This window comes from Streptomyces sp. NPDC002884 (assembly GCF_040295245.1).
Lineage (GTDB): Bacteria > Actinomycetota > Actinomycetes > Streptomycetales > Streptomycetaceae > Streptomyces.
The window spans coordinates 69,720-94,135 of record NZ_JBEOVB010000009.1; the positions used below are offsets into that span (position 1 = coordinate 69,720).

Consider the following 24,416-nt stretch of genomic DNA (forward strand, 5'->3'; position numbering starts at 1 on the left):
TCGTCGGTGGCGTTCCGGTGCCCGGTCGTGAAACCGGGCACGGTGGAACGTCGCTGGTATCGGTTATGTCCTGGGGACTCGCGTCCCGCGGATCACGCCTCGGCGGAAGCCTCGGCAGGGGCCTCGGCGTCAGCCTCGAGCTCGACGCCGTCCTCGACGTCACCCTCGGCGTTCACGGCGTCGGCGTCCGCGGCGTTCTGCGAGCGGCCCGGGTTGGCCTTCGCCTCGGCCTTGCGGGCCTCCTGCGCCTGGCGCGCCTCGGCCATGGCCTCGGTCTTCTTCTTGTGCGGGCCGAGAACCATGATCATGTTCCGGCCGTCCTGCTTCGGGTTCGACTCGATGAAGCCGAGGTCCTCGACGTCCGACGCGAGACGCTGCAGCAGTCGGTAGCCGAGCTCCGGCCGGGACTGCTCGCGACCACGGAACATGATCGTGATCTTGACCTTGTCGCCCTGCTTGAGGAACCGGACGACGTGACCCTTTTTGGTGTCGTAGTCGTGCGGGTCGATCTTCGGCCGGAGCTTCATTTCCTTGATGACCGTGTGCGCCTGGTTCTTGCGCGCCTCACGGGCCTTCATGGCCGACTCGTACTTGAACTTCCCGTAGTCCATGAGCTTGCAGACCGGCGGGCGAGCGCTCGCCGCCACCTCGACCAGGTCGAGGTCGTACTCCTGCGCAAGCTCCAGGGCCTTGGCCAGCGGCACGATGCCGACCTGCTCGCCACTGGGACCGACAAGTCGCACTTCGGGAACGCGAATCCGGTCGTTGATGCGGGGCTCGGTGCTGATGGATCCTCCTTGGTAGCACCACACGGCAGTCTGGCGGACGGCCGCGTAACGTCTGTGTTCGGTAGTCTTATAACCACGCCGAAGCACAAAAAATGCCCCGAACGATCACATGCGGGGCTCCAAGCACTACCGGAGCACCGCCGCAAGGATCGCGGGGCGCACTACCGGGCGACTCCATCGTCCGTACGGAACGATGGTGGCCGCCTGACCGGGGTGACCCGCCATCCCTGGGGACGGTCGGGTGGGAGTTCGGAGCCTCCACTTGTGGGCCGGATCCGCCTGCTGAGGGGCACGCGTGTCCGACCGGTCGATACACGAGATTACCAGTCGGCGCCAGGAACGGCCAATCGAGCCTCGGTACGAGGTCCGGTCCGGCCTGCGCCTATCGTGTGGGGCATGAGTGAGACCTCCCCCGCCGCCGGCTCCGCCGAGACCCCCGGTACCCCCGACTTCGACGAGATGACCCGCGACATCGCCGAGGTCCCCGCCGTCGAGGTGATCGTGACGGTCGCCGTCAACCTGATGAGCGCCGCCGCCGTGAAGCTGGGCCTCACCGAGGAGGGCGACAAGTACAAGGACCTCGACGAGGCCCGCAAGCTGATCCACGCCCTCGCCGGCCTGCTGGACGGGAGCGCGACCGAGATCAGCTCCTTCCACGCGGCGCCGCTGCGCGACGGTCTGAAGTCGCTCCAGCTGGCCTTCCGCGAGGCGTCCCTCGTCCCGGACGAGCCGGGCCAGGGCCCGGGCGAGAAGTACACGGGCCCGATCTACGGCTGAGCCGCCGGTTCAGTTCCGCACGTACAGGGGCTCGCCCGGAGGCGTCGTCCCGGCCGGCAGCAGTGCCAGGTCGAGGCCGCGCACCAGGCGGGCCCTCAGTGTCTCGTCGGCGGCGAGCCGCTCGGCCACCGCCCGGGCCGCCTCGGCGGGGGCGGCCGCCGGGTCGAGGACGAGGGCGAGGGTGCCGTCCGCCCGCCCCGGCCCGAGGTGGGCGCTGAGGACCTCCGGCGCTGCGGCCACGGCGGCCCGTACCGCCGCCCGCACCGCCGGATCGGCGAGCGGGTCGGCCGAGGTGCGGCCCTCGGCGAGCGCCAGCAGCGCCGGTCCCGTCAGTTCGAAGGCCACCGGTCCAGCCAGGTCGAGGACGACCGTGTCCGCCTTCTCGTGCGCGGCGGCCTGAAGCGCCTGGTGCAGGGGGACGGCGACCGGGCGGGCCTCGGGGTCCCAGCGGGCCAGGGAGTCCGTGGACGTGAAGGCGGGCAGCGCGGTGCGGGCGCCCGCCTTCAGCGTCGGCACGGCCATGTCGCTCGTCTTCTCACGGCGCAGCCCCTTCTCGTCCTCCTCCACCTCGCCGAGCACGGCCACCACCGGCACGAGCAGCCGGGCCCCCTTGAGGGCCGCCAGGACCGGTCCCACGGCGGTGCGGTCCTCGGCCCAGGCGGCCAGCGCCGCGCTCAGCCGGGGGTCGGCGGAGCCGTCGTCGTCGGAGAAGCCGGAGTCGGGAATGTTCTTGTTCGCCACGGTCGTCGACCCTATCGGGGGGATGATGCCGAGCTTGTGCGGGGCCCGAAACACGGCGGTCACGCCTTTCACGGGATTCTCAGACATCCCTGACGTGCCTCTAACCTCCGTCTAACGGCGCGCACAGTCAGCGCCCCCAGCATCAACGGTCATGGAGTCCTCCGGAGCACGTCGCAGCCGCCGCGCTCACCCCTCCCGGCGCCGTACGCTCCTGTCCGCCGCGCTCGCCACGGTCGCCGTCCTGGGGGCGACGGCGGGCGGGACCGTGTATGTGAAGGCACAGGCGCACTCGGGGACGGGAGCCGTATCGTCGTCCTCCGCGACGCCGTCGGCGTCCGGGTCGGGCAGCGGAAAGGTGTCGGTGGAGACGGTGGCGGCGCCCGAGGTGGACCACGACGCGTTGCTGGCGTCCGCGCTGAAGTCGGTGACCGTGCCCGGCGACGCGGCCGTGTCCGCGGCCGTGCTCGACCTGGACTCCGGCGACAACGCCACGTACGGCGAGAACGCCTTCGACACGGCGAGCATCGTCAAGGTGGACATCCTGGCGACGCTGCTGCTCCAGGCGCAGGACGCGGACCGGCATCTCACGGCGGCCGAGAAGACGTACGCCACCGCGATGATCGAGAACAGTGACAACGACTCGGCGTCGGCGCTGTGGCGGATCATCGGGAAGGCGCAGGGGCTCGACGCCGCGAACGAGCGGTTCGGGCTGACGGACACCGCGGGCGGCGACGACATGCTGTGGGGTCTGACGCAGACCACGGCCGCCGATCAGCTCATCCTGCTCCAGCAGGTCTTCGGGGACGACTCGGAGCTGAGCGAGGCGTCGCGGACGTACCTCGAGGGCCTGATGGGGCAGATAGCCGTCGACCAGCACTGGGGTGTCTCGGCGGCGGCCGACGGGTCCTCGTGGGCGCTGAAGAACGGCTGGCTGGCACGCAGCACGACCGGGCTGTGGGACATCAACAGCATCGGCCGGGTCACCGTCGACGGCCGTGACTGTCTGGTGGCCGTGCTCTCGAACGGCAACGCGACGCAGACGGCCGGGATCTCGCTGGTCGAGCAGGTGGCGCGGGCTGCGGTCTCGGCGCTGCGGGACGGTGACGCTTCCGCGTCGGCGTCCGCCTCGCCGTCCGCCGACTAGCTAGAGCGCCTCGTAGGCCTCGGGTCGCCCGCGCTCGCGGCGGCCCCGCCACAGGACGACCGCCGTCACGAGCAGCACTCCCCCGGCACCCCCCGCGAGCAGGCCCGCCCAGCCGGCCGTGTCGTCGTCCGCCTCGGGCTTGTCCGGGCCGGAGCCGAAGTACTGCTCGCCGTAGGCCGCGGACTGCAGGCCCTCCGGTTCGAGCCCGGCGGCGGCCTTGATCGCTGCGGCCGGGTCGATGAACCCGAAGCCGCGGGAGTCGTCACGGCCGCCGGTGGGCGCGTTGCGGGCGGTGTCCTCCAGGAGCTTCTTGATCTGGGCCGGAGTGAGCCCGGGGTGGGCGCCCTTGATGAGCGCCACGGCCCCCGAGACGAAGGCGGAAGCGGCGCTGGTGCCCCATCCCTCGTAGTACTTGTGGTCCGGGTCGGCGATGACGACGTCGACGCCGGGCGCGCTGACCGTGGCGTACCAGCGGCGGGTGGAGAAGGAGGCGCGGGTGCCGTAGCGGTCCACCGCGGTCGCGGCGATGACGCCCGGGTAGGCGGCCGGGTAGGAGATGTGGTCGCCCTTCTCGCCGCCGTTGCCGGCCGAGGCGACGACGACCGAGCCCTTCTTCAGCGCGTACTGGACGGCCTCGTCCTCGGCGGGCTCGGGGTGGGCGGAGGCGGAGTCGTCGCCCAGGGAGAGGTTGATGACGTCCGCACCCTGGTCGGCGGCCCAGCGGATGCCCTCGGCGAGGGCGTTGCCGCGGGTGTTGCGGGCCTTGGTGCGCTGCGCGTCGCCGTCCTCCAGGATCACGCGGACGGGCAGGATCTTCGCCTCGGGGGCGATGCCGAGCACACCGTCGGCGTTGCCGTAGCCATGGCCGTGACCGGCGATGATGCTCGCCATCGCGGTGCCGTGGCGGGCCCACGCGCGATCTCCGGGGCCGGCTCCGAAACCGACCATGTCCTTGCCGGTGAGCACATTGCCGGCGAGGTCGGGGTGGTCCGCCTCGACGCCGGTGTCCAGGACGGCGACGGTGATGCCCCCGCCCTTGGTGGTCTGCCAGACCTCCTGGGTGTGCAGTGCCTCCAGGGCCCACTGCTTGGCACGGATGCCGTCGGCGTAGGCGGTGGAGGGCGGCACGAGGGCGACGGCGGCGGCGAGCAGACAGCACACAAGCCCGGCCCGGCGGGTCGTACGGGTCCTACGGGTGCTCATGAGGGCTGCTCCGAGGGCGTGACGGCGGTCTTGCGCAGGCCGCGCTCGACGCGGTCGGCGAGGCCCTGGGCCTCGTTGCCGAGGCCCGCCTGGCCGGGGGCGGTGGTGGCGCCCGCCGCGGTCGCCGCCGAGGCGGGCTGCGGGGTGTCGACCACGCGGCCGTCGGCCCAGCCGGAGACGGCATAGACGACGACGGGCGCGTCGGTGAGGACGGAGACCGTCCACGCCGCGCGCTGCCCGGCGCCGAAGGCGGCGGCGACGGTGCCCTTGGCGGCGTACGGCCGGGGCATCAGGTCCGTCCGCTCGGCCAGCCCCTCCTTGGTGAAGCGGGTGTCGAGCGAACGCATGGCGGCCGCGTCGGCCGTGGTGAACAGCAGACCGACGGTGGTCACATAGCTCTGGGTGGCGTCGGTGTAGGTGGCGCGCAGGAGCCGCTGGCAGCCGACCGGGGCGAGAGCCTTGAGCAGCAGCGGGTCGAAGGCGCCGGCGCAGTCGCTGTCCGGGGCGACGGCGATCCGTGTCCAGGTGCGGTCGGCGCCGCCGGGACCGGCGCCCTGACCGTCGACCGTGGGCGGGAACAGCTGATCGACCGGCACGTTGTGCCACAGACCGCCGGCGGTGACGTAGGTGCTGCGTTCGGCGGCGTCCGCCGAGTCCCCGACCAGCCAACTGCCGGTGACCGCACCGCCGATGAGCCCCAGGCCGAGGACGACACAGGCGGCGGCCACGGCGAGGCGTCCCCGCCGGCCGAAGGTCCGGGGCGTGTCCCCGTACCCCTCGGGCCGCGCGAAGGTCACCACGGGCCGGGTCGCGCCGGGGGTGGCGCCCGGAGCCATGGGAGCGCTCCACGAGAGCGACGGATCGGGGCCGCCCGTCGTGCCCGGTCCGCCGTCGGTCCGCCGCGCCGTCTCCGGTGCGGGGGGTGCGGCGGGGGCCGGCGGTACGGCGAACTCGGGCTGCCGCACGGCCGCGCCGGGGCTCCAGGCCGGCCCGTCGTCCGCCACCGCGGGGACCGTCAGGGAGTCGCCGCGCAGACCGCCCCCGGTGCTCTCCGCCTCGGTCTCCCGCCGGCTCCGCGCGGGCGCGGGCACCCAGCCGCGGGGCAACGGCGACCAGGCGCTCTCGGACGCGGGCGCGGCCGAGGGGGCGCCCGTCGAGCCCGCGGGGCGGGAGGGCGGCGGCGGGGCGACGGGACGGGACGGCGGAGGCGGCGGGGGAACGACAGGCCGGGAAGGCGGCGACGCGACCGGCCGGGAGCCCTCGGGGGCGGCGGGACGGGTGCCCGAGCCGACGGAGAAGAGGTCATCCGAACCGGCGGGACGGGAGCCGATGGTGCCGGTGGTGCCGGTGGGAGGGGAGCTCTCGGGGGCGGCGGGGCGTGTGGTTGCGTCGCCGGCGGGACGGACGCCCGGGGTGACCGTGGCAGAGGAGCCTTCGGGGCCGGCCGGGCGGGCGGGCTCCCCGTCGGCGGGACGGGGAGCAGGCGTGGCCGCGCGGAAGGCGGCGCCGCCCGCGGGACGGGAGTCGTCCGCGGAGCCGGGGCGGGTGGCCGGCCTGGGGGGCCGGGGGGCGCGGCGGAAGTCGTGGGGCGGGGCGGGGCGGGAGACGTGGGGGGCGGCCGGGCGTTCTTCGGCTCGTGCGGGCGTCCCGGTGTCGTCGCGTCGTGGTGCCTGAGCGGGGTGGGCCGGCTGCGGCGCGGTGTCCGGGAAACGGGCCGACGCGGGCGGCGGGGGCGGGGGCACGGCGTCCGTGGGCCGGCCGCGCAGGCCGGTGGAGCGGGAGGCGGGGCGGAAGAAGGGGGAGTCCGTGTCCGAGGAGGGGAAGCCGTCGCCGGCCGTGCCCTCGCCCCGGTCGGCCGCCTGGGCTCCGGTCGGACCCGCGGGCCCCCGGCGACCGCCCTGCGGCTCGGCCGGGCCGGGAGTCGCCTCACGCGCGCCCTCACGCACGGCAGCCTGCCGCGGCGGCGGGTCGGTGGGCGTCCGAGGCGGTACGGCGGGCTCCCGCGGCTCCGTGCCGGGGGTCGCCCGGCCTGCGGGATCGCGATGCGGCGGCTCGGCGGGGGCCGGTCCGGCGCCGTCCCGGTCCGTCGGGTCGGCCGGGGGCCGGGACGGACGGGGAGGGGTGGCCGGGCGAGGCGGGACGCCGGGCTGGGGCGGCACGTCCGGGCGCGGGGGGACCGAGGCGCGGCGTGCTTCCGTGCTCATGCACCCCCCGTTTCCTCGTCCCCGGGCCGTCGTTCTGGTACGCGGGCGGTCGGTCTTCTGCCCGGGCGCCCGCGCGGACGCGGCAGTCCGTCCGGGCAGGCATACCCGCACGGGCGGACCGGCATCCCGACACGGTTGCCCGGCCGGAGCCGTCCTCCGTGCGTGCGCGTCACTCTACGGCTTGTCGCAGGGCGAACGGGAACCGGTCCGCGACGCCCGGGGCTTCTGCCCGGAACGTCCCCCTACCCTGCGGTAATCCTGTCTGGCAGGCTGCGTTCATGACTGCGCGCTCCGCCGACCGGGCCCGTTACGACCGGGCCACCGCCCATCTCGACGCCCCTCTCGCCCTCGTGGACCTGGACGCCTTCGACGCCAACGCCGAGGACCTGGTCCGCCGGGCCGGCGGCAAGCCGATCCGCGTCGCCAGCAAGTCCGTACGCTGCCGGACGCTCCTGGAGCGCGTCCTGGCCAAGGACGGCTTCGCCGGCATCATGTCCTTCACCCTCGCCGAGTCCCTGTGGCTGGCCCGGTCCGGGTTCGAGGACATCCTGCTCGCCTACCCGTCGGCCGACCGCACCGCCTTCGCCGAACTGGCCGCCGACCCCAAGCTCGCCGCCGCCGTCACCGTCATGGTCGACGACGTCTCCCAGCTCGACCTGATCGACGGCGCGCGCGGCGAAGGGCGCGAAGTCATCCGGGTCTGCCTGGAGTTGGACACCGCGCTGAAGCTCTTCGGCGGCCGGGTGCGGGTCGGCGCCCTGCGCTCACCGCTGCACTCCCCCGCCCAGGTCGCCGACGTGGCGAGGGCGGTCGCCGGGCGGCCCGGTTTCAAGCTCGTGGGGATCATGGCCTACGAGGGGCACATCGCCGGGGTCGGCGACGCCGTCGCCGGGCGGCCCTTCCGGTCCCGGGCCATCCGGCTGATGCAGGCCACCGCCCGGCGCGAACTCACCGAGCGCCGCGCCGCGGTCGTGCGCGCGGTGCGGGCCGTCGTACCGGACCTGGAGTACGTCAACGGCGGCGGCACGGGCAGTGTGCAGCACACCGCGGCCGAGGACGCGGTCACCGAGATCGCGGCCGGGTCGGGGCTGTACGTGCCGCGTCTGTTCGACAACTACACGTCCTTCAGCGGGCGTCCGGCGGCCCTGTTCGCGCAGCCCGTCGTCCGGCGGCCGGGGGTGGGGATCGTGACCGTCCTCGGCGGCGGCTATCCCGCGTCCGGTGCGGCGGGGCCCGACCGGCTGCCCGTGCCGTACCTGCCGGAAGGGCTGCGTTACGACCCCCAGGAGGGGCCGGGCGAGGTGCAGACGCCGCTGCTCGGCTCCCCCGCCGACGATCTGCTGATCGGCGACAAGGTGTGGTTCCGGCACGCGAAGGCCGGTGAGCTGTGCGAGCGGTTCGACGTGCTGCACCTCGTCGAGGGCGACGCGGTGACGGCGACCGTGCCGACCTACCGGGGCGAGGGGCGGACCTTCCTGTAGGCCGGGCCGGCGCTGGGTGTCCTACAGCGGGGTGACGTAGGCCCCGGAGATCCCGCCGTCCACCAGGAAGTCGGAGGCGTTGACGAAGGAGGAGTCGTCGCTGGCCAGGAAGGCGACGGCGGCGGCGATCTCCTCGGCCTCGGCGAACCGGCCGACGGGGATGTGGACCAGCCGGCGGGCGGCCCGCTCCGGGTCCTTGGCGAACAGCTCCTGGAGCAGCGGGGTGTTGACCGGCCCCGGGCAGAGGGCGTTGACGCGGATGCCCTCCCGCGCGAACTGCACGCCCAGCTCACGGGACATGGCGAGGACGCCGCCCTTGGACGCGGTGTACGAGATCTGCGAGGTGGCGGCGCCCATCCGGGCCACGAAGGACGCCGTGTTGATGATGGAGCCCCTGCCCTGGCGCCGCATGTAGGGGATCGCGGCCTTGCAGCACAGGTAGACGGAGGTCAGGTTGACCTCCTGGACGCGCTTCCAGGCCTCGAGGCCGGTCTCCAGGATGGAGTCGTCGTCGGGCGGTGAGATGCCGGCGTTGTTGAAGGCGATGTCGACGCTGCCGTAGGTGTCGTACGCGGTCCTGAACAGCGCCTCGACCTGCTCGGGGTCGGTGACGTCGACCTTCACGAAGGTGCCGCCGACCTCCTCGGCCGCGGCCTTGCCGCGGGTCTCGTCGACGTCGCCGCAGACGACGTGCGCGCCCTCGGAGGCGAGCCGGCGCGCGGTGGCGAGGCCGATGCCGCTGCCGGCTCCGGTGATGACGGCGGTGCGGCCGACCAGACGGCGGCAGATGATCTCGTCAGGCGATGCGGTCACTGTGCGGGGCCCTCCGTGCTGATGAAGACGTTCTTGGTTTCGGTGAAGGCGGTCAGGGAGTCCGGCCCCAGTTCACGGCCGACGCCGGACTGTTTGTAGCCGCCGAACGGGGTCCAGTAGCGGACGCTGGAGTGGGAGTTGACGGACAGGTTGCCGGCCCGGACTGCCTGGGAGACGCGCAGCGCCCGGCCGACGTCCCGGGTCCAGATGGAACCGGAGAGGCCGTAGGGGGTGTCGTCGGCGAGCCGGATCGCGTCCGCCTCGTCGGTGAAGGGGAGCAGTACGGCGACGGGTCCGAAGATCTCCTCGCGGGCGGCGGGCGAGTCGGATGCGGCGCCGGTCAGGACGGTCGGCGGGAACCAGAAGCCGGGGCCTTCGGGGGCGGTGCCGCGCAGCGCCTCGGCGTCGTCCGGCACGAACGACCGTACGCGGTCCACCTGTTGCCGGGAGATCAGCGGGCCCATGCGGGTCTTCTCGTCGGCCGGGTCGCCGACCGTCACGGCGGCCAGTTCCCGCGCCAGGTGGTCGGCCACCTCGTCGTAGACCGATTCCTGGACGAGGATCCGGGTGCGGGCGCAGCAGTCCTGGCCGGAGTTGTCGAGGAAGGAGAACGGGTCGGCCGCGGCCTTCAGGTCGGCGTCCGCGAAGACGATGTTGGGGCTCTTGCCGCCGAGTTCCAGGGTGACGGGCTTGACCTGCCGGGCGCAGCGTTCCATGACCTCGCGGCCGGTGCGGGTGGAGCCCGTGAACACGATCTTCGCCACGCCCGGGTGGTCGACGAGCGCGCGGCCGGCGACGGCTCCGTGGCCGGGCAGCACCTGGAAGAGGTGCTCCGGCAGGCCCGCCTCCAGGGCCAGTTCGGCCAGGCGCAGGGCGGTGAGCGGGGTGGTCTCGGCGGGCTTGAGGACGACGGCGTTGCCTGCCGCGAGGGCCGGGAAGGAGCCCCAGGCGGCGATGGGCATCGGGAAGTTCCAGGGGGCGATCACCCCGACCACGCCGAGCGGCTCCTGGAAGGTGACGTTCCAGCCGCCGGGTACGGGGATCTGCCGGCCCAGGAGCCGTTCGACGCCACCGGCCGCGTACAGGAGCAGGTCGCGGGCGTTGCCGGCCTCCCAGCGGGCGTTCCCGAGGAGGTGGCCGGCCTCGCGGACCTCGAGCAGCGCCAGTTCCTCGACGTGTGCGTCGACGACGTCGGCGAAGCGGCGCAGCAGCCGGGCCCGGTCGGCCGGGGCGGCGGCCGCCCAGGCCCGCTGCGCGCCGCTCGCGCGGGCGACCGCCCGGTCCACGTCGGCAGCGTCGGCGGCCGGGACGGTGGCGACGACCTCTTCGGTGGCCGGGTTGAGGACGATCAGCTCGTGCGGGTGCGGCGGCAGGCCGGACAAGGAGGGACCGGACAAGGAAGGACCTTTCGCGGGCGGGTGCGCGGGGCGGGTGCTCAGAGACGTTCGAAGGAGCGGCGCAGCTCCCAGTCGGTGACCGCCGCGTCGAATGCCTCCAGCTCGACGCGTGCCATGTTGCGGTAGTGCGCGACGACCTCCTCGCCGAACGCGGCCAGCGCGATCGGGCTGTTCGCCCAGAGCTCGGCGGCTTCGCGCAGGGTGGTCGGGACGTGTGCGTACTCGGCGGTGTAGGCGTTGCCCGGACAGGCCTCGGGCAGCTCCAGCTTCTGTTCGATGCCGTACAGCCCGGCGGCGACCAGGCCCGCGACCGCGAGGTGGGGGTTGACGTCGCCACCGGGCAGCCGGTTCTCGAAGCGCATCGAGCGGCCGTGGCCGACGACGCGGAGGGAGCAGGTGCGGTTGTCGTGTCCCCAGGCGACGGCGGTCGGGGCGAAGGACCCCGGCTGGAACCGCTTGTAGGAGTTGATGTTGGGGGCGTAGAGGAGGGAGAAGTCGCGCAGGGCGGCGAGCTGTCCGGCGAGGAAGTGCCGCATGACGTCGGACATCCCCCCTTCCCCGTCGCCGGCCATGACGTTGGTGCCGTCGGCGTTGTTGAGCGAGAGGTGGATGTGGCAGGAGTTGCCCTCGCGCTCGTTGTACTTGGCCATGAAGGTCAGCGAGACGCCCTCCTGGGCGGCGATCTCCTTGGCGCCGGTCTTGTAGATCGCGTGCTGGTCGCAGGTGACCAGGGCCTCGTCGTAGCGGAAGGCGATCTCGTGCTGGCCGGGGTTGCACTCGCCCTTGGCGGACTCGACGGTGAGCCCGGCGCCGGCCATCTCGTTGCGGATGCGGCGCAGCAGCGGCTCGACCCGGCCGGTGCCGAGCACCGAGTAGTCGACGTTGTACTGGTTGACCGGGGTGAGTCCGCGGTAGTTCGCGTCCCAGGCGGCCTCGTAGCTGTCCTTGAAGACGATGAACTCCAGCTCGGTGCCGACCTGGGCGGTGAAACCGTGCCCGGCGAGGCGCTCCAGCTGGCGGCGCAGGATCTGGCGCGGGGCGGCGACGACGGGTGAGCCGTCGTTCCAGGCCAGGTCGGCGATGAGCAGGGCGGTGCCGTCGTTCCAGGGCACGCGGCGCAGGGTCGACAGGTCGGGGCGCATGGCGAAGTCGCCGTAGCCGCGATCCCAGGAGGACATGGCGTAGCCGTCGACGGTGTTCATCTCCGTGTCGACGGCGAGGAGGTAGTTGCAGCCCTCGGTGCCGTGCTGGAGGACCTCGTCGAGGAAGAATCCGGCGGCGAACCGCTTGCCCTGGAGACGCCCCTGCATGTCGGGGAAGGCCAGGACGACAGTGTCGATCTCGCCGCTCGCGACATGAGCGTGCAGCTCCTCGACACTGAGCGGGGGTGTGCGGTCTGCCACGGGAGGGCCTCCTTCGGCTTCCCCGGCTCCTTCGTCTTCTTCGGGCGGGCCGGGAGCCATAAGGTATTGCCGAGAACCATTGCTTGGGAAGGGGGCACGGCCAGATGCCTGTGGACGCTGACGGCGGACCGGACGACCGGCTGACGCCGGTACTGCGGCCGGTGCGGGCCGGGAACGGCTTCGAGGAGGCGCTGGAGCAGATTCTCCAGGTGGTACGGCTGGGCCTGGTGCCGGGGGGCGAACGGCTGCCGGCCGAGCGGGACCTGGCGGAGCGGCTCGGGATCAGCCGGGTGACGCTGCGCGAGGTGCTGAAGGTCCTCCAGGACCAGGGCCTGGTCGAGTCCCGCCGGGGACGCTACGGCGGAACGTTTGTCCTGCCGCGCGCGGACGCCGGTGGCGAGGACGAGCTGCGGCGGCGGATCGCGGAGGTCGACGTCGAGGACGTCCTGCGCTTCCGGGAGGTGCTCGAGGTGGGCGCGGCGGGACTGTGCGCGGCACACGGCCTGGACGACGAGCAGGCGGACCGGCTGCGCGAGGCGCTGGCCCGCACGGCGGACGCGCCGCTGGCCGACTACCGCCGCCTGGACACGATGCTCCACCTCACCCTGGCCGAGCTGAGCGGCTCGCCCTCGCTGACCGCGCGCTACGCGGCGGTCCGGGCCACGGTGAACGACCTGCTCGACTGCATCCCGCTCCTCGTGCGCAACCTGGAGCACTCGCAGCGCCAGCACATGGCGCTGGTCGAGGCGGTGCTGGACGGGGACGCGGACGGGGCGCGGGAGATGATGCGGGAGCACTGCGCGGGGACGGCGGCCCTGCTCAGGGGCTTCCTCACCTGAAATGGTATGACTACGATCCATTGCGGCGATCCATTGCGGGAGCGGGAGGGCACATGACGGACGGCGCACGGCCGCTGATCGGCGTCAGCACGTATCTGGAGTCCGCGGCGCGCTGGGGCGTGTGGGCGCTGGACGCCGCGCTGCTGCCCGCCGGGTACCCGCGGCTGGTGCAGCGGGCCGGCGGGCTGGCCGCGATGCTCCCGCCGGACGCCCCCGAGCACGCGGCGGCCGCCGTGGCCCGCCTGGACGGCCTGGTGATCGCGGGCGGCCCCGACGTCGAACCGGCCCGCTACGGCGCCGAGCCCGACCCCCGCACCGGGCCGCCGGCGCGGGAGCGGGACGCCTGGGAGCTGGCCCTGATCGAGGCGGCGCTGGCGGCGGACCTCCCGCTGCTGGGCATCTGCCGGGGCATGCAGCTGCTGAACGTCGCGCTCGGCGGGACCCTGACCCAGCACATCGACGGACACGCCGAGGTCGTCGGCGCCTTCGGCCGGCACCCGGTCAAGCCGGTCCCCGGCACCCGGTACGCCGCGGCCGTCGAGGAGGAGGCCTCCGTACCGGCCTACCACCACCAGGCCGTGGACCGTCTCGGCACGGGCCTGATCCCGTCGGCGTACGCGGCGGACGGCACCGTGGAGGCCATCGAACTACCGTCGGCGGCCTGGGTACTGGGCGTCCAGTGGCACCCGGAGATGGACGAGGACGTACGGGTCATGCACGCCCTGGTGACGGCGGCGCACCCACCCGGCCCGTCCGGCGTCTGAGGACGAGGCCCTTGCGGGGCCGAAGGGGGCTGGGGGCACCGCCCCCAGGGCCGGGAAGAGAAGGGAAGGGGCGGCGGGGGCGGGAGAACCTACCCCCGCGTCAGCGACAACAGCTCCCGCGCCGGCCCCGCGGGCCGATGCCCCGTGGGCCACACCGCCCGCAGATCACGCGCCAGCACGACCCCCTCGACCGGCACCTTGACCAGCCGCCGCAGCCCCAGCTCCTCACCGACCGCCAGTTCGCTCAGCACCGCCGGCCCCGCCCCACTGACCGCCGCCGCCTTGACCGCGGTCGTCGAGGAGAGCTCGATCAGCGGCCGGGCCAGTCCGCCCAGCGCCGTGTCGAGCACCTGACGGGTCCCCGACCCCTGCTCGCGCAGGATCAGCGGCGTCGAGGCCAGCTCGGCCGCGGGCAGCGGCCGCCGCCGACGGGCCCACGGATGGGCGGGCGCGACCACGACGATCAGGTGGTCGTGGGCTATCACGGCGGAGTCCAGGCCGGGCGGCACCGTGAGTCCCTCCACGAAACCGAGGTCCGCCTCCCCGGAGAGCAGCCGCTCGGCGACGGCCGCCGAGTTGCCCGCGAGCAGCGACACCGCCGTGTCCGGCCGCCCGGCGCGCAGCGCGAGCAGCCAGCCGGGCAACAGGTACTCGGCGATCGTCATGCTCGCCGCCACCCGCAGCCGCGAGTCACGGCGTACCCGCAGCGCCTGCGCCCCCGCGTCGAACGCCCGTGCCGCCTCGACGACCCGCCCCGCCCAGTCCGTCACCAGCGCGCCGGCGTCCGTGAGCCGGGAGCCGCGCGGCGAGCGGTCCACCAGGGCCACGCCCAGCTGGCGTTCCATGGAACGCACCCGGCTGCTCGCGGCCGGCTGTGTGATGCCGAGCTCCCGCGCGGCCGCGCCCAGACTGCCCAGCCGCGCCACCGCCAGCAGCAGCTCCAGCGCGCCCAGGTCCGGGACACGGTGCGCGATCGAACCCGCCGCGGTGTCCGCGGGCCGTCCCTCGACACTCCCCATAAGCCCAGCTTATGCCCTCATAGAGGCGTCCTCCCTGGTCGCGGCCGGGCGGCCGGGCGACCGTGGAGGCATGGTCACCGCCGCCCATCCCCTGTACGCCCTCCCCCGTGCGCGCGCCGGCGCCGTCCGTCACCTCGGACCCAACTGGTACGCCACGGTCATGGGCACCGCGATCCTCGCCACGGCGGGAGCCGCGCTCCCCGTCCGCCCGCCGGGGCTGCGACCGCTCCTCGCCGTCTGCTGGGTCCTCTCCCTCGTCCTCCTGACGGCCCTGCTCGGCGCCCGCGCCCTGCACTGGCGCCACCACCGCGACCAGGCCCGCGCCCATCTGCTGGATCCGGCCACGGCGCCGTTCTACGGCTGCCTGGCGATGGCGCTGCTCGCCGTCGGGGGCGGCGCCCTCACCGTCGGCCGGGACTGGATCGGCACCCGGACCGCGGTCGCCCTCGACGCCGTGCTGTTCACCGTCGGGACGGCGGTGGCCCTCACGGCCGCCGTCGCCGTCCCGTACCTGATGGCCGTAACCCATCGGGTACGGGCGTCACAGGCCACGCCCGTGTGGCTGCTGCCGCTCGTCGCGCCCATGGTGTCCGCCGCGCTCGGGCCGCAGCTGGTGCCGTATCTGCCGGCCGGGCAGCCGCGGCAGACGCTGCTCCTGGCGTGTTTCGCGCTGTTCGGACTGAGCCTGCTCGCCACGCTCGCCATGCTGCCGGTGGTGTTCGCGCGGCTGATGACCGGCGGGCCGCTGCCCCTCGCCCTCACCCCGACCCTGTTCCTCGTCCTGGGCCCGCTCGGGCAGTCCACGACCGCCGTCGGCAAGTTCGCGGAGCTCGCTCCGGGGGTGCTGCCCGGCCCGGACAGCCGCGGTCTCGCCGTGCTCGCGGTGCTGTACGGGGTGCCCGTCATGGGGTTCGCGCTGTTCTGGCTGTGCCTGGCCGCCGCGCACGTGGTGCGGGCCGGCCGGCACGGGATGGGCTTCGCGATGACCTGGTGGGCGTTCACCTTCCCGGTCGGCACCTGTGTGACCGGAGCGGCGGCGCTGGCCCGGCACACCGGACTGGTCGCCTACGACGTGCTCGCCTGCGCGCTGTACGCCGTCCTCGTCGCCGCGTGGGTCGTGGCCGCCACGCGCACCGTCCGCGGGCTGCTCAGCGGTGAGCTGCTCGCAGCGCCTCGCCCAGCACCTTCGGCGCCTCGGCGAGCGACGGGCCGTACCACGTCAGGTGCCGTCCGCTGAGCAGGGCGCAGGGCAGGGAGGGGAAGGCCTCCGGGCCGTCGTCGGCGGTGAAGCGGTAGGGCTCGTCCGGCAGCACGACCAGGTCCGGCGCCGCCGCGAGCAGGTCCCCGACCGGGATCCGCGGATACCGTTCGGCGTGCCCGGCGTACAGCTGGTCGACGCCCAGGCGGGCCAGCACGTCGCCGGCGAAGGTGTCACGGCCCAGCACCATCCACGGCCGGCGCCAGATCGGCACGACGGCGGTCCGACGGCGGGTGAGCGGCGACGGCGCCGCCCAAGCCTCCTCCGCCTCGTCGAGCCACCGCGGTCGCGAGGGCGCCCCGCACGCCCGGAGCACCCGCGCCAGCTCGCCGAAGGCCTGCGGGACGTCCCGGACGTCGGTCACCAGGACCTCGAGGCCCGCCGCGCGCAGAGCGGCCAGGTCCGGTTCCCGGTTCTCCTCCTCGTTGGCGATCACCAGGTCGGGGGCGAGGGCGACGATCAGGTCGACCCGGGGGTTCTTGGTTCCGCCGATCCGCGCCACGTCGAGACCGGCCGGGTGGCTGCACCAGTCGGTGGCGCCGACCAGGGCACCGGGCACGGAGGAAGCCACCGCCTCGGTGAGCGACGGCACCAGCGAGACGATCCGCACTACCGCTTCCGGCCCCGGTCCCGGTCCCGTACGGCCTCGATGTGCTCCGCCACGGCGACGACGACCACCCGGGTGTCCGGCACGGTCGCCCGCCAGCGATGGCGGACCCCGCCGGTCAGGTACAAGGTGTCGCCGCGGCCGAGACGGTAGGCGCGGCCCTCCGCCTCGATCTCCACGGCGCCGTCCGCCACGTACATCAACTGGTCGTTGCGGTACTGGAATTCACGGCCCGCGTCATGGTCGCCGGTGAACTCCGAGGCATGCATCTGGTGGTGACCGCGCACCAGGGAACGGGAGCGCGGCTCCGGCCCCGGACCGGGCTCGGTCACCTCGGCGCGCACGACGTCCACGCTGCACGCGGGGTCGGCGGCGGCGAGGAGCTCGACGGCCGTGGTGCGCAAGGCGTCGGCGACCTTCTCCAGGGAGCTGGTGCTGGGCCGCGCCCGCTCGTTCTCGATCTGGCTGAGGAACGGGACCGACAGGCCGCTGCGCTCGGCCACGACGGCGAGGGTGAGCTCGAGGGAACGGCGTCGGCGCCGCACGGCCGCGCCCACCCGCAGGGGCTGTTCTTTGTGGTCGCCCATCGCTCCGGCTCCCTCCTTAGCTCGTCGCTGCCGTGACGTCCTCCACGCCCTCTGAGGAGTTGTCTGCACCCTACGCATGTTCGGCAAACCGTTTCATGCGCCCGTCACATCGAGGACACCGGGCGTAACACCGGACCTCACAGTTCGCGCCAGCCGATCGGACCCCGGACACGCCGGGCGGGGGTCCGCTCCCCGGCTCTCCGGTTCAATGCGCGAACGGCCGCGCATGTTCCCGCTCGTCCCCGGCTTCGCGGGGCGCCGGTTCGGGGATGGGCGTAGCTCTCCGTACTTGGCCGGATCCTTGCCGTGGCAGGCGACCGCGGAACGACACGAGGGGCGGGCCCCGACGCGGGCCCGCGGGGCCGTACGTCGGTGCCCGCCCCTCGTAGGGCGGTCGCGGTGCTGTCAGGTCACCGGGCCGCCCGGCTTTCCTGCCCCGAATCGGCGACCGGTACCCACTTCTCGACCAGAGTTGGATTCTCCTTCAGCCAGGTCCGGACCGCGTCCTGCTCCTTGCCCTTGCCGGCGTCCTGGATCCGCGCCTCCAGACCGGTGAGCTGGGCCTCGGTCATCCTGAAGTCCTTCAGCCACTTGCCGACCTCGGGGTTGTCGGCGGCGAAGCCCTTGCGGGCGACGGTGTGCACGCCGTCTCCCTTGCCCCAGGCGCCCCGGGGATCCTCGAGCTTGCGCAGCTTGTAGTCGCTGTACGCCCAGTGCGGCGACCACAGGGTGACGACGATCGGCTTCTTGGCGGCGTACGCGCGCTTGAGTTCGGCGAGCATGGCCGGGGTGGAGCCGTCGACGACGGTGTAGGAGTCGTCGAGGCCGTACTGCTTGAGGACCTTGTCCTTGAGCAGGCCCATCATCCCGGCGCTGGGCTCGATGCCGGTGATCTTGCCGTCGAACTCGGCGGCATGGCTCTTCAGGTCCGCCAGGGAGCCGACGTCCTTCACGTACGAGGGGACGGCGAGCTCCAGGGAGGTGGGGCCGTACCAGGAGCCGAGGTCGTCGAGCCGGTCGCCGTACTTCTTCCAGTACTCGTCGTGGGTGGTGGGCAGCCAGGCGTCGGTCTGGAAGTCGATCTGCCCGGTGGCGACGCCGGTGTAGAGGGGGCCGGCGGCGTACTGGGTGGTGGTGACCTCGAAGCCGCGTTCCTCCAGGAGTTCCTTCCAGAGGTAGGTGGAGGCGATGCCCTCGTCCCACGGGATGTAGCCGATCTTGACCTCCTTGCCCTTGCCGATGTCCGAGGCGGAGGCCTCGGCGGTGCCGGAGGAGGAGCCGAAGACGTTCATGCCGCCGGCGACCAGGGCGAGCACGACCACGCCGACCACGGCCACGGCCGGACGCGGACGGTACGTCCACACCGTGCCGCGGGCCTTGGCGGCGGCGCGCCGGCCGAGCGGGGAGATCCGGGTGCCGAGGGCGCCGGTCATCCGGTCCAGGTAGATGGCGAGGACCACGATGCCGAGGCCCGCCTCGAAGCCGAGGCCGATGTCGAGCTGGCCGATGGCCTCGTTGACGGCGCCGCCGAGGCCGCCGGTGCCGACCATGCCGGCGATGACGACCATCGACAGGCCCAGCATGATGACCTGGTTGATGCCCGCCATGATCGTCGGCAGGGCGAGCGGCAGCTGCACGCGCAGCAGGGTGTCGCGGGGCGTCGTGCCGAACGCCTCGGCGGCCTCCACGAGTTCGGCGTCGACCTGGCGGATGCCGAGCTCGGTCATCCGGACACCCGGGGCGAGCGCGAAGATCAGGGTGGCGATGACGCCCGCGGGGACGCCCATGCCGAAGAACAGGATCGCCGGGATCAGCAGAACCATCGACGGCATCGTCTGGAGCAGGTCCAGGACGGGCCTGAGGGTGGCGCTGACGGCCTTGGAACGGGCGGCCCAGATGCCCAGCGGGAGGGAGATCACCAGGGCGATCACCGTGGCCACGAGCACCAGGGAGAGTGTCGACATCGCCTCGTCCCACAGGGCGAGGGAATCGATGAGGACGAACCCGGCGAAGGCCAGGACACCCGCGACGAGGCCGCGCAGCCACCAGGCGAGCACCGCGAGGATGCCCGCGAGGAGGAGCGGTTCGGGGGCGGTGAGGACGGCGTCGAGGCCGTCGTACATGCCTTCGACGAGCGCCTTGATCGCGTCGAAGAGCCAGGACATGTGGGTGACGAGCCAGTCGACGCCGGAGTCGACCCAGTCGCCGAGGTGCAGCCTAGGCACGGGCCATCACCTTCTTCCCGCCGTCGCGCGGACCGTCGCAGGCCGTCGCCGGGCCCTGTTCGTCGCCGAGGAAACGGACGAGGCGCTGTCCCGACGCGACGCCGACGAGTGTGCGCTTCCCGTCGAGGACGGCGACCGGATGGCTCAGGCGGGCGCTGAGCGCGCACAGCGCGGTGAACGGGGTGTCGGGGGTGGCGGTCTCGCAGCCGCAGTCGGCCTCGTCGCCGCGCACGGCGGTGTCCATGACGGCGGAGGCGGTCAGCACGCGCGAGCGGTCGACGTCCTGGATGAAGGAGGCGACGTAGTCGTTCGCGGGGCGGATCAGGATGTCCTCGGCCGTGCCCGTCTGCACGATGCGGCCGTCGCGCATGACGGCGATCCGGTCGCCCAGGCGCATGGCCTCGTTGAGGTCGTGGGTGATGAAGACGATGGTCTTCTTCAGCGTCTGCTGGAGCGTGAGGAGCTGGTCCTGCATGTCGCGGCGGATCAGCGGGTCCAGCGCGCTGAAGGACTCGTCCATCAGGAGCAGGTCGGCGTCGGTTGCGAGGGCGCGGGCCAGGCCGACGCGCTGCTGCATGCCGCCGGACAGCTCGTCCGGCCAGGACTTCTCCCAGCCGGCCAGACCGCAGAGCCGCAGTGCCTCGGCGGCCCGCTCCTCGCGTTCGCGGCGGGGGACGCCCTGGACGGCGAGGCCGTAGGCGGCGTTGTCGAGGACGCTGCGGTGCGGGAAGAGCGCGAAGTGCTGGAAGACCATGCTGATCTTCTTCGCCCGGACCTCGCGCAGCGGGCGGTCGGCGAGGGCGGTGAGGTCCTGGCCGTCGAAGAGAACGCGCCCGGCGGTCGGCTCCAGCAGCCCGTTGAGCATCCGCAGCAGGGTGGACTTGCCCGAACCGGACAGACCCATGACGACGAAGATCTCGCCCGGTTCCACCGTGAAGGAGGCGTCGATGACGGCGGCCGTCGTGCCGTCGGCACGCAGCTCCTCCCGGTCGGCTCCCTCCCGGAGCCGCTCGACTGCCTGCTGCGGTCGTCTGCCGAACACCTTGTGCAGATGCTCGGCCTCAAGCCTGGAGGACACGCGTACCTCTCGTCGGGGACAGGAATCGGAGCACTCGGCAACAGCAAACAGTTGAAAGCGCAACCGGGCATTGCTCCGAGGCCGCCCCTGCCCTGGTCCGATGGGGGCAAACGTACGAGTGGTTCAGTTCACAGCAGGTTTCACAAGAGGTTCGCTCCTGCCACGGGAGTGAATACGCACCGGTCACCAGGGCACGCGTGCGGCATGATGCGAGGCGTGACCGGACGACTGATGCTCCTCGACACCGCCTCGCTCTACTTCCGCGCCTACTTCGGCGTCCCCGACTCCGTGAAGGCGCCGGACGGCACCCCGGTGAACGCCGTGCGCGGACTGCTGGACTTCATCGACCGGCTGGTGAAGGACCACCGGCCGGACGAGCTGGTCGCCTGCATGGACGCCGACTGGCGCCCCCAGTGGCGGGTCGACCTGATCCCCTCCTACAAGGCGCACCGCGTCGCCGAGGTGCGCGAGTCGGGACCGGACGAGGAGGAGGTGCCGGACACGCTCTCGCCCCAGGTGCCGATCATCGAGGCGGTCCTGGACGCGGTCGGCATCGCACGGGTGGGCGTCGTGGGCTACGAGGCGGACGACGTGATCGGCACGTTCACCGGCCGGGCGAAGGGCCCGGTCGACATCGTCACCGGCGACCGCGACCTCTACCAGCTGGTGGACGACGCACGCGAAGTGCGCGTGCTGTACCCGCTGAAGGGCGTCGGCACGCTCCAGCTCACCGACGAGGCGTGGCTGCGCGAGAAGTACGGCGTCGACGGGAGCGGCTACGCGGATCTGGCGCTGCTGCGCGGCGACCCGAGCGACGGCCTGCCGGGCGTGCCGGGCATCGGGGAGAAGACCGCGGCCAAGCTGCTGGCCGAGTTCGGCGACCTGGCCGGGATCGTGGCGGCGGTCGACGACCCGAAGGCGAAGCTGACTCCGTCCCAGCGGAAGCGGCTGGACGAGTCGCGGCCGTATCTCGCCGTCGCGCCGAAGGTGGTCGAGGTCGCCGACGACGTGCCGCTGCCGGACGTGGACACCGCCCTGCCGCACGCGCCGCGGGACGGAGAGACACTGGAGGCACTGGGGCGGCGCTGGGGGCTCGGCGGGTCGCTCCAGCGGCTGCTGACGACGTTGGGCGCACCGCCCGCGTAACCAATGTTCCCGTGTCGGGGAATGACATCGGCACAGGCCGAGAGTCATCCTCTGCATGAGTTCCGGATGAGAGGTGGCCGACCTCTCGAAGGGGGAGGGCATCACCGGGGGGAGAGATGCTAACTTAGGTAAACCTAACCATACCCACATGGGAGGCCGTCATGGCAGAACGTCCGGCACGGAAGCCGCGGAAGCCCCACTCCGCGCAGGTCGTCCGCACCGAACGGCTCACCCCTCATATGCAGCGTGTCGTGCTCGGCGGCGAGGGCCTGGCCGAGTTCACCGCGGGCACCTGCACCGACCACTACGTCAAACTGCTCTTCGGTCCCGAGGGCGTGACCTACCCCGAGCCCTTCGACCTGGAACACATCCGCGCCGAGTTCCCCCGTGAGCAGTGGCCCGTGACCCGCACGTACACCGTGCGCAACTGGGACGCCGAACTCCACGAGCTGACCCTGGACTTCGTGGTCCACGGCGACGAGGGCCTGGCCGGGCCGTGGGCGGCGCGCGTCCAGCCGGGCGAGACCGTCCGCTTCATGGGCCCCGGTGGCGCCTACGCGCCCGACACGGCCGCCGACTGGCATCTGCTGGCCGGCGACGAGAGCGCCCTGCCCGCCATCGCGGCCGCCCTGGAGTCGCTGCCCGCCGGCAGCGTCGCCCACGCCTTCATCGAGGTGTCGGGCCCCGAGGAGGAGCAGAAGGTCGACTCCGACGTGGAGGTCGTCTGGCTGCACCGCGGCGACCGCCCGGTCGGCGAGAGGCTCGTCGAGGCGGTACAGGCGCTGGAGTTCCCCGAGGGCCGCGTGCACGCGTTCGTGCACGGCGAGGCCGCCTGCGTGAAGGAACTGCGCAAACTCCTGCGCGTCGAACTGCAGATCCCGCGCGAGGACCTGTCGATCTCCGGCTACTGGCGGCTCGGCCACAACGAGGACGGCTGGCAGGCCTCGAAGCGGGACTGGAACGCGCGCGTGGAGGCGGAGCAGGAAGGCGCGGCACCGGCCGCGTGACCTGGCGGAAGCGGCCCGCACTCGTGGCGCGGGCCGCCCCGACGACTCCGTGAGGGCCGCACCGGCGCCCCCCTGAGGCCGCGTCTGCGACCCCGTGGGGCCGCACCGGCCCGCCGCTACACCGACCGCTGGTACGACCGGAACGTCCTGATCGAGAGCCACACGGCCGCCGTCGCGAGCACGAGGAGCGCCCCGCCGCGCAGGAGCACCGCGTCCCGGTCAGGGTCGGCGGACAGGGCCGAGCGGCCCGCGACCATCGCCCAGTCCAACGGGTTGAAGCGGGCCACCTGCCGTATCCAGCCGGGCATCCGGTCCGGCGCCATGAACGCGCTGGAGAGGAAGGTCAGCGGCAGCAGCAGGAACGTGTTGACGCCGATGATCGACTCCCGCTCCCGCACCAGCATGCCCAGGGCGTTGGACAGCGCCCCGAAGACCGTGCCCAGCAGCACCGAGGCGACGACCAGGACGACGACGCCCACGACGCCGCCCGGGTACTCCGCACCGCCCGCCAGGCCGAGCAGCACGATGACGGCCGACTGGAGGGCGGTCACGATGCCGTTGTGGACGACATTGCCGTTCATCAGCGCGGCCCGGCTGGCCGGGGTGGTCAGGAAACGGTCGAGGGTGCCGCGCTGGATCTCCTCCAACGTGCCCATGCCGGCCCACAGGTTGGAGGCGAGCGCGCTCATCACGACCACGCCCGGCACCAGGTAGTCGAGGTAGGAGGCCGTGCCGAAGCCGCCCAGCGCCACGACGTTCTTGAAGAGGCTGCCGAACAGGAACAGCCAGATCACCGGCTGGATCAGCGTGATCACGGCGTACGCGGGCTGGCGGGCGAACACCATCAGCTGGCGTTGCGTCATGTACCAGGTCTGGACGATCGCGGTGCTCATCGCGCACCCCCGGCGACGGTGAGGGCGTCGGCGGCGACGGTCCCGCTCGCGGCCTCGGCCTCGGCGTAACGGCGGCCCGCGTAGCGCAGGTAGACGTCGTCCAGGGAGGGGCGGGCGACGGTCGCGGTGGCGACGGCCACCCCGGCCCGCTCCAGTGCGCCGAGCAGCGCGGGCACCGCGGCAGCTCCGTCCGCGGCGCGGACGCTGACCCGGGGCCCGTCGCACACCACCTCGTGGACACCCGGCAGCCCGCCCAGGGCGCCCTCCAGCAGGGTGCGGCCGCTCTCGCCCGGCGCGGAGCGCAGCTCCACATGCACGGCGTCACCGCGGAGTTCGCCCTTGAGGGCGTCGGGAGTGCCCGTGACGACGATCCGGCCGCGGTCGACGATGGCGACGCGCTCGGCGAGTCGGTCGGCCTCCTCCAGGTAGTGCGTGGTGAGCAGGATGGTCAGCCCCTCCTCGCCGGCCAGCCGGCCGATCTCGTCCCACATCGCGGTGCGGGCCTCCGGGTCCAGACCGGTGGTGGGCTCGTCGAGGAAGAGCACCTCGGGCCGGTGCACCAGGCCGAGCGCGACGTCGAGCCGGCGCCGCATACCGCCGGAGTAGCCCTTGACCGGGCGCCGGGCGGCCTCGGCGAGCGCGAAACGTTCGAGCAGCTCGTCGACGCGCCGGTCGAGGGCGGCGCCCCGCACGCCGTAGAGCCTGCCCTGGAGGCGGAGGTTGTCGCGGCCGGTGGCGACCGGGTCGGCGCCGGAGTTCTGGGCCACCACGCCGATCGCGCGGCGCACCCGGTCCGGGTGGCGCAGCACGTCGTGCCCGGCGACGGTGGCGGACCCGGAGTCGGGGCGGGCCAAAGTGGTGAGGATCTTGACGGTGGTGGACTTGCCGGCGCCGTTGGGGCCGAGCAGCCCGAAGACGGTGCCGGGCTCGACGGTGATCTCGAGGCCGTTCAGGGCGGTGACGCCACCGGGGTAGGTCTTGACGAGCTGACGCGCCTCGACCGCGGGCGCGCGGGTGTTGCTCATGACGGTGCTCCTTCGTG

At 73.2% G+C, this 24,416-nt stretch carries 22 protein-coding genes; 8 read left to right on the forward strand and 14 right to left on the reverse strand.

Annotated elements, in window-relative coordinates:
* Window positions 1–92: 92 nt before the first annotated feature.
* Complete coding sequence (infC, locus tag ABT070_RS20355) at window positions 93–812, reverse strand: translation initiation factor IF-3 (RefSeq protein ID WP_351762379.1); 720 nt, start codon at window positions 810–812, stop codon at window positions 93–95.
* A 372-nt stretch (window positions 813–1,184) separates the two neighbouring features.
* Between infC and ABT070_RS20360 the strand changes: the two genes are divergently transcribed.
* Window positions 1,185–1,565, forward strand: coding sequence for a DUF1844 domain-containing protein (locus ABT070_RS20360; protein WP_351762381.1), 381 nt, complete (start codon window positions 1,185–1,187; stop codon window positions 1,563–1,565).
* A 9-nt stretch (window positions 1,566–1,574) separates the two neighbouring features.
* Here ABT070_RS20360 and ABT070_RS20365 read toward each other — a convergent pair whose 3' ends face one another.
* Window positions 1,575–2,306 carry an SseB family protein gene (locus ABT070_RS20365; protein WP_351762384.1) on the reverse strand — a complete coding sequence of 244 codons (732 nt, stop codon included), beginning with the start codon at window positions 2,304–2,306 and terminating at the stop codon, window positions 1,575–1,577.
* Window positions 2,307–2,457: 151 nt separating this feature from the next.
* On the opposite strand from ABT070_RS20365, the gene ABT070_RS20370 reads away from it, so the two are divergent.
* On the forward strand, window positions 2,458–3,450 hold the full coding sequence (locus ABT070_RS20370) for a serine hydrolase (protein ID WP_351762387.1): 993 nt from the start codon (window positions 2,458–2,460) through the stop codon (window positions 3,448–3,450).
* Here the strand turns inward: ABT070_RS20370 and mycP are convergent, their stop codons facing one another.
* Window positions 3,451–4,653, reverse strand: a complete 1,203-nt coding sequence (gene mycP / locus ABT070_RS20375) for a type VII secretion-associated serine protease mycosin (protein ID WP_351762390.1) — start codon at window positions 4,651–4,653, stop codon at window positions 3,451–3,453. It lies immediately after the preceding gene.
* Window positions 4,650–6,857, reverse strand: coding sequence for a hypothetical protein (locus tag ABT070_RS20380; RefSeq protein ID WP_351762393.1), 2,208 nt, complete (start codon window positions 6,855–6,857; stop codon window positions 4,650–4,652). The genes mycP and ABT070_RS20380 overlap by 4 nt, the downstream gene beginning before the upstream one ends.
* Before the next feature lie 278 nt (window positions 6,858–7,135).
* On the opposite strand from ABT070_RS20380, the gene ABT070_RS20385 reads away from it, so the two are divergent.
* Window positions 7,136–8,338: an amino acid deaminase/aldolase gene (locus tag ABT070_RS20385; protein ID WP_351762396.1), complete on the forward strand. Its 1,203-nt coding sequence runs from the start codon at window positions 7,136–7,138 to the stop codon at window positions 8,336–8,338.
* Between the two features lie 21 nt (window positions 8,339–8,359).
* On the opposite strand, the gene ABT070_RS20390 is transcribed toward ABT070_RS20385, so the two are convergent.
* Genes ABT070_RS20390 through ABT070_RS20400 form a run of 3 tightly spaced genes read right to left on the reverse strand, consistent with a single transcriptional unit; the run spans window position 8,360 to window position 11,951 of the window.
* Window positions 8,360–9,151: a 3-oxoacyl-ACP reductase gene (locus ABT070_RS20390; protein WP_351762399.1), complete on the reverse strand. Its 792-nt coding sequence runs from the start codon at window positions 9,149–9,151 to the stop codon at window positions 8,360–8,362.
* A complete protein-coding gene (locus ABT070_RS20395) occupies window positions 9,148–10,548 on the reverse strand; it encodes an aldehyde dehydrogenase family protein (protein ID WP_351762402.1) in 1,401 nt (466 codons plus the stop codon). The genes ABT070_RS20390 and ABT070_RS20395 overlap by 4 nt, the downstream gene beginning before the upstream one ends.
* Before the next feature lie 38 nt (window positions 10,549–10,586).
* The gene (locus ABT070_RS20400; protein WP_351762404.1) at window positions 10,587–11,951 is read right to left on the reverse strand and encodes a glutamine synthetase family protein; all 1,365 of its coding nucleotides are present in this window, start codon (window positions 11,949–11,951) and stop codon (window positions 10,587–10,589) included.
* Window positions 11,952–12,055: 104 nt separating this feature from the next.
* Between ABT070_RS20400 and ABT070_RS20405 the strand changes: the two genes are divergently transcribed.
* Both ABT070_RS20405 and ABT070_RS20410 read left to right on the forward strand, forming a co-directional pair.
* On the forward strand, window positions 12,056–12,790 hold the full coding sequence (locus ABT070_RS20405) for a FadR/GntR family transcriptional regulator (protein WP_351762407.1): 735 nt from the start codon (window positions 12,056–12,058) through the stop codon (window positions 12,788–12,790).
* Between the two features lie 53 nt (window positions 12,791–12,843).
* Complete coding sequence (locus ABT070_RS20410; protein ID WP_351762410.1) at window positions 12,844–13,554, forward strand: gamma-glutamyl-gamma-aminobutyrate hydrolase family protein; 711 nt, start codon at window positions 12,844–12,846, stop codon at window positions 13,552–13,554.
* A gap of 89 nt (window positions 13,555–13,643) precedes the next feature.
* Here the strand turns inward: ABT070_RS20410 and ABT070_RS20415 are convergent, their stop codons facing one another.
* Window positions 13,644–14,573, reverse strand: coding sequence for a LysR family transcriptional regulator (locus ABT070_RS20415; RefSeq protein ID WP_351762413.1), 930 nt, complete (start codon window positions 14,571–14,573; stop codon window positions 13,644–13,646).
* Between the two features lie 70 nt (window positions 14,574–14,643).
* Between ABT070_RS20415 and ABT070_RS20420 the strand changes: the two genes are divergently transcribed.
* Complete coding sequence (locus tag ABT070_RS20420; RefSeq protein WP_351762416.1) at window positions 14,644–15,810, forward strand: TDT family transporter; 1,167 nt, start codon at window positions 14,644–14,646, stop codon at window positions 15,808–15,810.
* On the opposite strand, the gene ABT070_RS20425 is transcribed toward ABT070_RS20420, so the two are convergent.
* From ABT070_RS20425 to ABT070_RS20440, 4 genes are all read right to left on the reverse strand, one after another.
* Window positions 15,722–16,441 carry a helical backbone metal receptor gene (locus tag ABT070_RS20425; protein ID WP_351762419.1) on the reverse strand — a complete coding sequence of 240 codons (720 nt, stop codon included), beginning with the start codon at window positions 16,439–16,441 and terminating at the stop codon, window positions 15,722–15,724. The genes ABT070_RS20420 and ABT070_RS20425 overlap by 89 nt on opposite strands.
* Window positions 16,441–17,025 carry a helix-turn-helix domain-containing protein gene (locus ABT070_RS20430; protein ID WP_057607009.1) on the reverse strand — a complete coding sequence of 195 codons (585 nt, stop codon included), beginning with the start codon at window positions 17,023–17,025 and terminating at the stop codon, window positions 16,441–16,443. The genes ABT070_RS20425 and ABT070_RS20430 overlap by 1 nt, the downstream gene beginning before the upstream one ends.
* Window positions 17,026–17,435: 410 nt before the next feature.
* Window positions 17,436–19,250, reverse strand: a complete 1,815-nt coding sequence (locus ABT070_RS20435) for an ABC transporter permease/substrate binding protein (RefSeq protein WP_351762422.1) — start codon at window positions 19,248–19,250, stop codon at window positions 17,436–17,438.
* A complete protein-coding gene (locus ABT070_RS20440) occupies window positions 19,243–20,328 on the reverse strand; it encodes a quaternary amine ABC transporter ATP-binding protein (RefSeq protein ID WP_351762424.1) in 1,086 nt (361 codons plus the stop codon). Before ABT070_RS20440 ends, ABT070_RS20435 begins: the two co-directional genes overlap by 8 nt.
* A gap of 204 nt (window positions 20,329–20,532) precedes the next feature.
* Between ABT070_RS20440 and ABT070_RS20445 the strand changes: the two genes are divergently transcribed.
* Together ABT070_RS20445 and ABT070_RS20450 are read left to right on the forward strand one after the other, a co-directional pair.
* On the forward strand, window positions 20,533–21,474 hold the full coding sequence (locus ABT070_RS20445; RefSeq protein ID WP_351762426.1) for a 5'-3' exonuclease: 942 nt from the start codon (window positions 20,533–20,535) through the stop codon (window positions 21,472–21,474).
* A 161-nt stretch (window positions 21,475–21,635) separates the two neighbouring features.
* Complete coding sequence (locus ABT070_RS20450; RefSeq protein ID WP_351762429.1) at window positions 21,636–22,481, forward strand: siderophore-interacting protein; 846 nt, start codon at window positions 21,636–21,638, stop codon at window positions 22,479–22,481.
* Between the two features lie 116 nt (window positions 22,482–22,597).
* Here ABT070_RS20450 and ABT070_RS20455 read toward each other — a convergent pair whose 3' ends face one another.
* Both ABT070_RS20455 and ABT070_RS20460 read right to left on the reverse strand, forming a co-directional pair.
* The gene (locus tag ABT070_RS20455; protein WP_351762431.1) at window positions 22,598–23,374 is read right to left on the reverse strand and encodes an ABC transporter permease; all 777 of its coding nucleotides are present in this window, start codon (window positions 23,372–23,374) and stop codon (window positions 22,598–22,600) included.
* Window positions 23,371–24,399, reverse strand: a complete 1,029-nt coding sequence (locus ABT070_RS20460; protein ID WP_351762434.1) for an ABC transporter ATP-binding protein — start codon at window positions 24,397–24,399, stop codon at window positions 23,371–23,373. The genes ABT070_RS20455 and ABT070_RS20460 overlap by 4 nt, the downstream gene beginning before the upstream one ends.
* Between the last annotated feature and the right edge of the window lie 17 nt (window positions 24,400–24,416).